General features: G+C 71.1%; 12 protein-coding genes and 1 pseudogene. 4 read left to right on the top strand and 9 right to left on the bottom strand.

What is annotated here, in order from left to right; translation table 11 throughout:
- The 6 genes and pseudogenes from R6V09_RS35765 to R6V09_RS35740 form a co-directional block, all read right to left on the bottom strand.
- A pseudogene (locus R6V09_RS35765) lies at window positions 1–220 on the bottom strand (SAM-dependent methyltransferase); the annotation flags it as partial.
- Between the two features lie 93 nt (window positions 221–313).
- Window positions 314–1,261, bottom strand: a complete 948-nt coding sequence (locus R6V09_RS35760) for a hypothetical protein (protein ID WP_317885624.1) — start codon at window positions 1,259–1,261, stop codon at window positions 314–316.
- Entirely contained in the window at window positions 1,258–2,397 is a 1,140-nt protein-coding gene (locus R6V09_RS35755) for a protein phosphatase 2C domain-containing protein (protein WP_317885623.1), read from the bottom strand. The genes R6V09_RS35760 and R6V09_RS35755 overlap by 4 nt, the downstream gene beginning before the upstream one ends.
- A gap of 52 nt (window positions 2,398–2,449) precedes the next feature.
- Window positions 2,450–3,115: a vWA domain-containing protein gene (locus R6V09_RS35750; protein ID WP_317885625.1), complete on the bottom strand. Its 666-nt coding sequence runs from the start codon at window positions 3,113–3,115 to the stop codon at window positions 2,450–2,452.
- A gap of 83 nt (window positions 3,116–3,198) precedes the next feature.
- Window positions 3,199–3,684 carry a hypothetical protein gene (locus R6V09_RS35745; RefSeq protein WP_317885622.1) on the bottom strand — a complete coding sequence of 162 codons (486 nt, stop codon included), beginning with the start codon at window positions 3,682–3,684 and terminating at the stop codon, window positions 3,199–3,201.
- Window positions 3,681–4,931, bottom strand: coding sequence for a hypothetical protein (locus tag R6V09_RS35740; protein WP_317885621.1), 1,251 nt, complete (start codon window positions 4,929–4,931; stop codon window positions 3,681–3,683). The genes R6V09_RS35745 and R6V09_RS35740 overlap by 4 nt, the downstream gene beginning before the upstream one ends.
- A gap of 203 nt (window positions 4,932–5,134) precedes the next feature.
- On the opposite strand from R6V09_RS35740, the gene R6V09_RS35735 reads away from it, so the two are divergent.
- On the top strand, window positions 5,135–5,812 hold the full coding sequence (locus R6V09_RS35735) for a tellurium resistance protein (RefSeq protein ID WP_317885620.1): 678 nt from the start codon (window positions 5,135–5,137) through the stop codon (window positions 5,810–5,812).
- Window positions 5,813–5,869: 57 nt separating this feature from the next.
- Here the strand turns inward: R6V09_RS35735 and R6V09_RS35730 are convergent, their stop codons facing one another.
- A complete protein-coding gene (locus R6V09_RS35730; protein ID WP_317885619.1) occupies window positions 5,870–7,027 on the bottom strand; it encodes an acyl-CoA dehydrogenase in 1,158 nt (385 codons plus the stop codon).
- A 177-nt stretch (window positions 7,028–7,204) separates the two neighbouring features.
- Here R6V09_RS35730 and R6V09_RS35725 point away from each other — a divergent pair, with 177 nt between their 5' ends.
- Complete coding sequence (locus tag R6V09_RS35725) at window positions 7,205–8,548, top strand: UDP-glucose dehydrogenase family protein (protein ID WP_317885618.1); 1,344 nt, start codon at window positions 7,205–7,207, stop codon at window positions 8,546–8,548.
- 127 nt (window positions 8,549–8,675) lie between these two features.
- Here the strand turns inward: R6V09_RS35725 and R6V09_RS35720 are convergent, their stop codons facing one another.
- On the bottom strand, window positions 8,676–9,176 hold the full coding sequence (locus R6V09_RS35720) for a CGNR zinc finger domain-containing protein (RefSeq protein WP_317885617.1): 501 nt from the start codon (window positions 9,174–9,176) through the stop codon (window positions 8,676–8,678).
- 84 nt (window positions 9,177–9,260) lie between these two features.
- On the opposite strand from R6V09_RS35720, the gene R6V09_RS35715 reads away from it, so the two are divergent.
- Both R6V09_RS35715 and R6V09_RS35710 read left to right on the top strand, forming a co-directional pair.
- Entirely contained in the window at window positions 9,261–9,626 is a 366-nt protein-coding gene (locus R6V09_RS35715) for a VOC family protein (RefSeq protein ID WP_317885616.1), read from the top strand.
- A gap of 25 nt (window positions 9,627–9,651) precedes the next feature.
- On the top strand, window positions 9,652–10,032 hold the full coding sequence (locus R6V09_RS35710) for a VOC family protein (RefSeq protein ID WP_317885615.1): 381 nt from the start codon (window positions 9,652–9,654) through the stop codon (window positions 10,030–10,032).
- An 8-nt stretch (window positions 10,033–10,040) separates the two neighbouring features.
- Here R6V09_RS35710 and R6V09_RS35705 read toward each other — a convergent pair.
- Window positions 10,041–10,287, bottom strand: a 247-nt coding sequence (locus R6V09_RS35705; protein ID WP_317885614.1) for a membrane dipeptidase, incomplete at its 5' end; no start/stop codon positions are given.

Raw genomic sequence — 10,287 nt, 5'->3', positions numbered from 1 at the left:
CACGCGCCAGCGCGGCCAGGGCCGCCGCACCGGTCCCGGTGCCGACGTCGAGGACGTACTTCCCCTCCCGGACCTCCGCCGCGTCGAGCAGCTCGTCCACGGGGTGTGCGCAGAGCCGGGCGAAACTCGCCGCGTAGGCGTCGGCGCGGCCGGCCCACATCCTGCGTTCCGAGGCGTCGAAGGCGTCCATGGGGTCCGCGGGGCCCGCTGAATCGATCATGGTCATGGCCCCACCCTGTCCCACGACGTGCGTCGAGGGCACCCCTCAGGGCACCCTCGTTCACGGCCTGCTGCCCGCGTCGCCGACAGCTGATCAGTCGCGCAGAGTGATCCGCCCCCTGCGGCGCGGGCCGTCGAGTTTCGTGCGGTCCACGGTGGGCTTCGGTGCCGGCTCGGCGGCGATGAGTCTGATCGTGTCGCGGCCGGCCAGGGCCGTGCGCCATTGGGCCACGTGGGGTCTGCTGCCGCGTGGGCCGGCTGCCTGTTCCCACAGTGCCCTGACGGCGTTCCCCCGTCTGTCGTCGAGCACTCCGGGCAGCGGCTGAAGTGGTCCGCCCGGGGCGGCGTAGGCGTCCTGGCTCAGGACGCGCCCCACGACCAGGGCCACTTTGTAGCGGTCGCTGTCCACGGTGACGGCGCCCGGCGCCGCCAGCGGATCGTGCCAGTCCGGGGTGTCCGCCTGTTCCAGGACCGGCGGTCTTCCCACGAGGCGCACCCCGTCGCAGTCCAGGAGGTACGGGGCCACGCCCGGTCGCACGGCCCACAGCACGTTCGCCTGCGACACGTCCCCGACGACCAGCCCCAGCGCGTGCAGCCACCCGAAGAGGCCGACGACGGCCACCACCAGGGCGTACCGCTCGGCCGGGGACGGCTGCGGAACCGCCTGCCAGGCCGCTTTGGGGGCCCGGAGCAGATACGACAGGTCGGTCAGCCGGGCATCACCGCGCGACGTCCGCCACGTCATGGAGTCCGGGGCGCGGTGCATGAGGAAGCCGGTCACCCTGCCGTGGTCCTCGACCCGGCACAGCGGCCACGCCGTCTCCCGGTCGAGGCGCTCCAGGTCGGCGGGGGCGAGCCCCTGGCGCAGTGCCACGAGGGCCGCGAGTTCCCCGCCGTCGACCTTCTGCGGCTCACGGTAGCTCTTGTACAGCAGCCGGTCCGGGCCGGCGACGTCGTACACCTCCCCCTGGCCGCCGTCGCCCACGCGGACCCCGAGGGTGAGCGTGCCGAGCGGGACGTCGGCCCCGTCGTCGGCGCTCACGGCGTGCCCTCCCAGAGGACGACGGCGGTGCGGTCGTCGTCGTACGACTTCACCCGGTACTGCAGCTGCCAGAGGAAGTCCGCCGGACCGGGCGCGGCCCCCGTACCCCATGCGGAACTCAGGAAGTCCCGCATCCCGGCGTCGCCCACGAGCGCCGTGGACAGGCCGTCGGTGCACAGGACCAGTACGTCGCCGGGGAGTACCGGGCCGAGGAGCTGAGTGCGGACGAGGTGACTGAGCGGCAGCGCCGCCGTGCGGGTGTCGATCATCCCGTCGCCGCCCTGCTCCGGATCCGTGAGAGCCAGGTTCCACGTGCCGCCGCGCAGCAGAGCGGTGCCGCCGTCACCGACGGCCAGGAAGCCGCGGGTGCTGATCTGCGGGTCCAGGGGCACGAGCAGGGCACGCAGGGTGGTGGCGTACGCGGCCGGATCGTCACCCCGTTCACGGGCGTTGTGGGCCAGCAGCGTTCCGACGTGCCGCACGGCCTCCTCCACCAGCGCGGCGAACCCGTTCCGGTCGCCCGTGCGCAGCGCTTCGGCGAGGTCCGCGGAGGCCGCGTCCAAGCGCATCGCCACGAGTCGGCAGGCCTCCTGCGAGCCGATGTGCGAACGGGCCGCCGAACCCACGCCGTCCGCCACGGTGAGCAGCAGCAGCTCGTCGGGGCCGGGTGCGCCGCTGCCGGTGCCGGACGCACCGATGCGGGTCACGGCCACGGAGTCCTGGCGCGGCTCGCTCTGGTAGCGGTGCGAGTCACCGCGTACGGAGGTCGCCCGCACCGTCAGGGAGCCGTACGCGGCGCCGTCCACCACCATGTCCGGGATCAGCGCCGCGGTCGGGTCGTGCCGGACCGGCGGGACGCCACGGGGTTCCGGCGGGTACAGCGGCGGTTTGCGGCCGGAGTACGGAGGGACGCCCAGGGTCGGGACTCGTACCGCGGGTTCCAGGGGGGCGGGGGCCGGGGGCTCCTCGGAGCGCGGCGGAACATCCGCGGCCGGCGGCTCCGGCGGCGACGGCTCGGGCTCACTGGTGGCTGGGGCGGGCTCCTGAGGTACGGCGAAGAACTGGCCGACGCTCTGCCACGTCTCGTCCAGCGGATCGGACCGCTGCGGTGCGACGTGGGACGGTCCGGGATTCATGTACGCGGCGCTCCGTTCCTGCCCCGTGGGTTCCTGCCCCATCAGCGCGACCTCACAGCTTGTCGAGGGAGACGGTGGAGAATCCGGGCACGGTGTCGTCCACGGCGAGGGTGAACCCGTTGCCGCCGTCCGCCGCGATGCTCCCGGCCGAGCGGACGATCGACCGCGTGAGACTGGACGCGAACTCGCGGAGCGCCTGGGCCGGTGACACCGAGGAGTCCTGCTGCATGAACGCCCGGAAGTTGGCGACCTGCGCGATCGTGGACTCCTGCGCCTCGCCTATGCCGAAGGCGATGATCTTCGGGCAGAACCGGGACTGGATGAGTTCCTTGTACGCCTGCTCCCAGTCCGGGTCGGTGGGAATGCCGTCGGACAGGAAGAAGACGACCGGGCGGTACACCTCGTGGCCCTCCGCCTTGAGCGCGGCCACATCTCCTTCGATGCAGCGCAGCAGCGTGCGGAACGCCTCGCCGTACGAGGTGAGCCCGCCGGCTGCCAGCGCGGGCACCTCGTCGATGTCGCTGAGGTCGACAAGCGGTTGCAGCACGGTGGCGCTGTCGGAGAAGCCGATGAGGCAGAAGCGCGTCTTGTCGGCGACGGTCGGGTTGGTGCTGATCTCGTGGTGCAGGTCCGGGAGGGCGTTGTTGATGGCGTCGATCGAGTCGCCGACCATCGATCCGGACTCGTCACAGAGCAGGTAGAAGGGCAGGATCTGCAAGGTCTCGTACCTCCGGGCGATGGCCATGTGGCCGTGGATCAGAAGTGGCCGTGGATCACAAGGTGTGACTCAGAAGGTGTGGCTCAGTACGTGTAGAAGTAGATCTCGATGTCGGCGTGGCCCGAGGAGGCTCCGCCCTTCCAGAAGTCGCGTGTGGTGGCGCCGCGGAACATGTCCGGACGTGCCTTCTCCAGCAGGGCGTTGACCTCGTGGGCGTAGGTGCCGCCGACCCCCGGGTCGGTGTCGCGTCCGAAGGTCAGCACGAAGGCGGCCTGCCGCCCCGTGTAGCGCGCGGTCGCCTTGCGCAGCCCCCGCACGATCGCGTCCTTGTCGCCCGCCCGTGCGTCGACGGCCACCTTGACCGGTGTGCGGACGACGGCCCGCGGACCCTTGTCCGAGGGCTTCTCGTCCTTCGCCGAGGCCGAAGGGGAGGGCGAGGCCGAGGGGCCGGAGGCCTTCGCGGCCAGCGGGTCTCCCTGGTCGCCCATGGCCACCAGGGCGAGAACGAGCAGCATGTCCGCGAACAGCCACCCCGCCAGGTGCAGCGGCTGGAACCTGCGGCCCTTCATCGGACCTCCGTCAGGGACGGCGGAGGCACCTCCGGCGCCTCGTCCTGTTCCACCCGCGCCATCCGATCCGCCTGCGCCATCCGGTCTTCCCGCAGTTCGTCGGCGAGCCGCGAGAACTTCTCGGCCGACGCCCGCAGCGCGTCCGTGTGGGCGCTCAGCTCACGCACCGCGTGCTGGGACTCCCGCACCGCGCTCTGGGACTCCTCGACCGCCCGCACCGTGCCCTCCGTGACGTCTCCGAGCCTGCCGAGCAGTTGGACCGACACGTCCGAGACCACCTCTATGCCGGTGGTGTAGGCACGCTGGGACGCGGCCAGCACGGTGACCGACTCCTCGACGCGGTCGCCGGCACCCGCCACGGCGAGCCGCACGTCGCCGCTGGCGTCGCGGACGTCGTCGAGCGCCTTGCGGACCTGCGCGCCGCCATCGCTGACAGCGGCCTCGACACGGCCCACCGCGGCCTCCAGAGGCCGGATGGAGGTGTCCACCCCGGCCAGCCGGAGCTCGGCCGCCTTCACCGCCCCGCCCACGACCGAGGCGGCCGAGGTCAGGTCCTTCTGGACCTTGACGGCCTCGGTGCCCAGCCTGTTGAGGGTCGTGGCGGCTTCGGTGAGCTCGGCGGCGAAACGCTGCGGAGAGCTGCGCCGTCGCTGGTTCAGCACCAGTTGAGCGCGGGTCAGCGCCGGTACGAGCAGCGCCATCAGTTCCTCGCCGGCATGGTCGGCGGCCTCTTCCCTGCGGGTGACGGCGGACCGTCGCAGGCCGTGCACGAGGACCAGGGCGAACAGCACCGTGATGGCCACCGTGGCGCTCATCGCCACATGGCCGAAGGTGAACGCGCCGGTGAGATGCCCGTCGAAGCCGGACTGCCACAGTTGCAGGAACGGCCGGGCTGCGGCCTTCGGGTCTGCTCCGGTCAGCGCTCCGTACGCGCTCGACGCCCGGGTCAGGCCGTACCAGGTGAGCATCAGCGGTACGAAGACGAAGGCGCCCAGCACCGCTTCGGCGTAGGACCAGGCCTTGTGCTCCAGCTCCTGGCCGCTGTTCGCGCGGAGGCTCTCCGGCCGGGCGTAGGCGGCGAGCAGATCGAGTTCGGACCACGGGTCGAGTGCGGAGGCGTCCTGAGCCCGCAGCGCGTCCGAGAGGACGGTCAGTTCTTCCTTCCGGGCCCGGAGCAACGGCCGTTCGGCCAGATCCTTGATGCTTTGTGCGACCGCATGACGGTCCATCAGGGCGCCTGTCGGCATGCCCACCCCCACAACACGACGGACGCGGGGGTGTGTTGACGGCACCCGTGGATCCCCACCCGTATGAAGTGCCCCTGCTCCCCCGCCGGTTCACACGCACCAGACGCGTGACCGAAGGCACAGACAGTACTCCAGATCAGCGCACCGCGTCATAAACTCCCGGCACACGCCGCTCTCCCGAACGGCGTTGCGAGGGGGCGCAGTTGAACCAGGACAATCGTCCACGCGGCACCATCCGGCTGAGGACCACGACCGACCGCGAGCGAGCGCGGCCACAGCCCTCCACGGCCGCGGACCCGGCCCGGATCGCGGACGCGGACACCGTGCTGACCAAGGCGGTACCGCAGGCCCGCATCGCGGGGCGAGGCGTTCTCCAGGTGAACCTCAACTGGCCGGCGGCGGCCGGGGCGGACCTCGACCTCGGCTGCATGGCCTCCTTCGCCGACGGCTCGGGCGGGCCCGTGCAACCCTTGGGCAAGGCCTTCGGCTCACTGTCCCAGTGGCCGTACGTGGAGCTCGACCAGGACGACCGCACCGGCGCCTCGTCCGACGGGGAGACGCTCCGGGTCAACCTGGACCGCCGCGAGCTCTTCCGGCAACTGCTCTTCTACGTCTACGTGTACGAGGGCGCGGTGGACTTCCGGCGCCTGGGTGCCACCGCCACGGTCACCGCTCCGGCCGGCAGCTTCCGCATCGCCCTCGACGACTCCCCCGACGGCGCCACGGGCTGCGCGATAGCCCTGGCCACGCCTGGACCGGGCGGGCTCACGGTCCGCCGCGAGGTTCGCTGGTACACCGGCACGCGGCGCCATTCGGTCCAGCAGTTGATGGACCGCACGTACGGTTTCGGCTTCGAGTGGGTGTGGATGACGAAGGACTGATCCGTCTCCCGCCCCAGAGCGGGAGCACCCCGAAGGGTGCCCCCTGCGCACGTCCGCCTACGGCAGGTTGCGCGCCATCACGATGCGCTGGACCTGGTTGGTGCCCTCGTAGATCTGCGTGATCTTCGCGTCGCGCATCATGCGCTCCACCGGGTAGTCACGCGTGTAGCCGTAGCCGCCCAGCAGCTGGACCGCGTCGACGGTGACCTCCATCGCCACGTCCGAGGCGAAGCACTTGGCCGCCGCGCCCTGGAAGGTGAGGTTCTTGTCGCCCCGCTCCGACGCCGCTGCGGCCTGGTAGGTCAGGGCGCGGGCGGCCTCGATCTTCATGGCCATGTCGGCGAGCATGAACTGGATGCCCTGGAAGTCGGCGATCGGCTTGCCGAACTGCTTGCGCTCCTTGACGTAGCCCTTGGCGTAGTCGAGGGCGCCCTGCGCGATACCGAGGGCCTGCGCCGCGATCGTGATGCGGGTGTGGTCCAGGGTCTTCATCGCGGTGGCGAAGCCGGTGCCCTCCGCGCCGATCATGCGGTCGGCCGGGATGCGCACGTTGTCGAGGTAGACCTCGCGGGTCGGGGAGCCCTTGATGCCCAGCTTCTTTTCCGGGGCGCCGAAGGAGACGCCCTCGTCGGACTTCTCGACGACGAAGGCGCTGATGCCCTTGCTGCGCTTCTCGGGGTCGGTCACCGCCATCACCGTGTAGTACTCGCTGACGCCCGCGTTGGTGATCCAGCGCTTCACGCCGTTGAGGATGTAGTGGTCGCCGTCGCGGACGGCCTTCGTCTTCATGCCGGCCGCGTCCGAGCCCGCGTCCGGCTCGGAGAGGGCGTACGAGAACATCGCGTCGCCCTTGGCGAGCGGCGTCATGTACCTCTTCTTCAGGTCCTCGGAGCCCGAGAGGATCACCGGGAGCGAGCCCAGCTTGTTCACCGCGGGGATGAGGGAGGAGGACGCGCAGACGCGGGCCACCTCCTCGATCACGATCACCGTGGCCAGCGCGTCCGCGCCGGTGCCGCCGTACTCCTCGGGGACGTGAACGGCGTGCAGGTCGTTCGCCACCAGGGCGTCGAGCGCCTCCTGCGGGAAGCGGGACTCCTCGTCCACCGCTGCGGCGTACGGCGCGATCTTCGCCTCGGCCAGTGAGCGGATCGCGTCGCGGAGCATGTCGTGCTCCTCTGACGGGCGGTACAGGTCGAAGTCAGCCGATCCGGCCAAGGTCTCTCACGCTCCAAGGACGCTGTGATGACGGTGCTAATTACCGTTAAGTAACCCAAATTTTAGGGGCCCGCCCACGGGAGTGATACGTGAGCTTGGCGACAGGGGGAAAGTTGCCCGTCAGAGCGTCCGACTATGCTCGGGCGCGCATCCCCCCGTAGACCTTCTGGAGCATCCATGGCCCTCAAGATCACCGTGATCGGCACCGGCTATCTCGGCGCCACACACGCCGCGGCCATGGCCGAGCTGGGCTTCGAGGTGCTGGGTCTGGACGTCGTACCCGAGAAGATCGCGATGCTCCAGCGGGGTGAGGTCCCGATGTACGAACCGGGACTTGAGGAGCTGCTGCGCAAGCACGTCGCGGGGATCGAGGGATCCAGCGGGCGGCTGCGTTTCACCATGGACTGGGCGGAGGTCGCCGCGTTCGGCGACGTCCACTTCGTGTGTGTGAACACCCCGCAGAAGCACGGCGAGTACGCCTGCGACATGTCGTACGTCGACGCCGCCGTCGCCTCGCTCGCACCGCATCTCACCGGCCCCGCACTCGTCGTCGGCAAGTCCACCGTGCCCGTCGGCTCGGCGGACCGGCTGGCCGCCTACCTCGCCGCGCACGCGCCCGCCGGTGCGGACGCCGAGCTCGCCTGGAACCCGGAGTTCCTGCGGGAGGGCTTCGCCGTCGAGGACACGCTGCGGCCGGACCGGATCGTGGTCGGCGTACGGAGCGAGCGGGCCGAGCAACTGCTGCGCGAGGTGTACGCGGTGCCGGTCGGGGCCGGTGCGCCGTTCGTGGTGACCGACTTCCCGACCGCCGAGCTGGTCAAGACGGCCGCGAACTCCTTCCTCGCCACCAAGATCTCCTTCATCAACGCGATGGCCGAGGTCTGCGAGGCCGCCGACGGCGATGTCGTGAAGCTGGCCGAGGCGATCGGGCACGACGAGCGGATCGGGAAGAAGTTCCTGCGGGCCGGAATCGGGTTCGGAGGGGGCTGCCTGCCCAAGGACATCCGGGCCTTCATGGCCCGCGCCGGCGAACTGGGCGCCGACCAGGCCCTCACCTTCCTGCGCGAGATCGACTCCATCAACATGCGGCGCCGCGGCCAGATGGTCGAGATGACGCGCGAGGCGCTCGGCGGCGGCTCCTTCCTGGGCAAGCGGGTCGCCGTGCTCGGCGCGACCTTCAAGCCCGACTCGGACGACGTCCGCGACTCCCCCGCGCTGAACGTCGCCGGTCAGATCCACCTCCAGGGCGGCCAGGTCACGGTGTACGACCCGAAGGGCATGGACAACGCGCTACGGCTGTTCCCGACGCTGGGCTACGCCGACACCGCCGTGGAGGCCGTACGGGGCGCCGATGTCGTGCTGCACCTGACGGAGTGGCGGGAGTTCCGGGAGCTGGACCCGGCGGCGCTCGGCGAGGCCGTACGCGCCCGGGTGGTCCTGGACGGGCGCAACGCGCTCGACCCGCAGCTGTGGCGGAAGGCGGGCTGGACGTTCCGCGCGATGGGCCGTCCCACGGCGTAGGTGTCCGTCCGCAGACAGGCGACGCCGGTCCGGCCGAGGCTCAGTCGGCCGGACCGGCGTCTGGCTGCATTCTGCACCACTGGGCTGTGCTCGGCGCGGGGACCGCTCAAGTCGCCCCGGGCGAGGGCTACTTGGCCCGGTACCGGCGCATCTTCGCACGCGCCCCGCACACCGCCATCGAGCACCAGCGGCCCCGGCCCGCCGGACTGCGGTCGTAGTACGCCCAGTGGCAGGTCGGGGCCTCGCAGGCCTTGAGGCGGGGCCAGGTGCCCGCGACGAGGGACTCGGCGATCGCCGACGCGACCCGGGAGAGCAGGGGTTCCGCGTCGGCGGGGGTGAGCCGGGCGGAACCGTCGTCGGCGTCGAGCGCGATCAACAGCGGGGCGTGCGCGAGGAGTTCACCGAGCGGGGTCACGTGCTGGTGCGCGGGGTGGCCCGCGTGGGCGAGCAGGGTGGCGCGCAGGGACTCACGGAGTTCGCGGGCGGGCGCGACCTGGTGCGCGGTGAGTCCGAAGCGCGCTCGGCCGTCCTCCGTGTCGAGTGCGTCGGCGCCCTCCTCGATGTCCAGCGTGTTCACCAGCGCCTCGATCAGGGCCAGGTCGCCGGGCGCGGGAACTCTCTCACTCATGCTTGCGACGTTACCTCCTATGCGGGAGCATGAGGTAACAGTTACCGGCTGACGCCATATGTAGGTAACCCGAAGGAGTCCGTCATGGCCATCGCCAAGCTGGGTGTCGTCGTCCTCGACTGTCCCGACCCGCGCGCGCTCGCCGCGTTCTACGCCGGGATCCTGGGCGGCACCGTCGAACCGGAGGACGAGGGAGCGTGGGTGGACCTGAAGGTGCCCGGCGGACAGTCGCTGGCGTTCCAGAAGGCACCGGGGCACGTACCGCCGAAGTGGCCCGCGTCCGGCGACTCGCAGCAGTTCCATCTCGACCTGACCGTCGAGGACCTGGACGCGGCCGAGAAGGGCGTACTGGCACTGGGCGCCAGGCCGCTCGACACCGACGACCGCTCACGCACCTGGCGGGTGTACGCCGACCCGGCGGGGCACCCGTTCTGCCTCTGCGCCTGCTGACACCACCGACATCAGGGAGATCACCATGTCCGCCGTCGCACGTTTCCGTTCCACCGTGATCGACTGCCCGGACCCGCTCGCGCTCGCCGCGTTCTACGCCGGGATCCTGGGCGGCACGCCCCACGCCGCCGACGACGAGTGGGTCGTACTCAACATTCCGGACGGGCCGCGGATCGCCTTCCAGCGGGTGACGGAGTACACCCCGCCGGAGTGGCCGCGCGCGGACCGGCCGCAGCAGTTCCACCTCGACTTCGACGCCGGATCGACCTGGGAGGAGATCGACGCGGCGGAAACCGCCGTACTGGCGCTCGGCGCGCGGCTGTTGCAGAAGGTGGACGAGGAGGACTTCCGGGTGTACGCCGATCCGACAGGGCATCCCTTCTGCCTCTGCCGGATCGACCACTGACCGAAGATCTACCCGTCCAGCTCGGCGATCTTCGCCGTCGACGGCTCGCGGCGCTGCTGGGCGGCGCGGGCCGTGAAGTCGGCGCTGCGCAGGACGCGTTGGACGTTGCCCCAGCACAGCAGGGCGAGGTCGGGCTCGGACCAGCCGCGGTGCAGGAGCTCGGCGATGAGGTTCGGGTAGCAGGAGGCGTCGGCGAGGTCCTGCGGGTGGGCGGTGCCGGCGTCGTAGGTGCCGGACAGGGCGACGGACTCGGGG

Source organism: Streptomyces sp. W16 (genome assembly GCF_033194735.1).
GTDB lineage: Bacteria > Actinomycetota > Actinomycetes > Streptomycetales > Streptomycetaceae > Streptomyces.
Note: the sequence above shows the minus strand (reverse complement) of the source record. Positions and strands in the feature narration are given on the sequence as shown.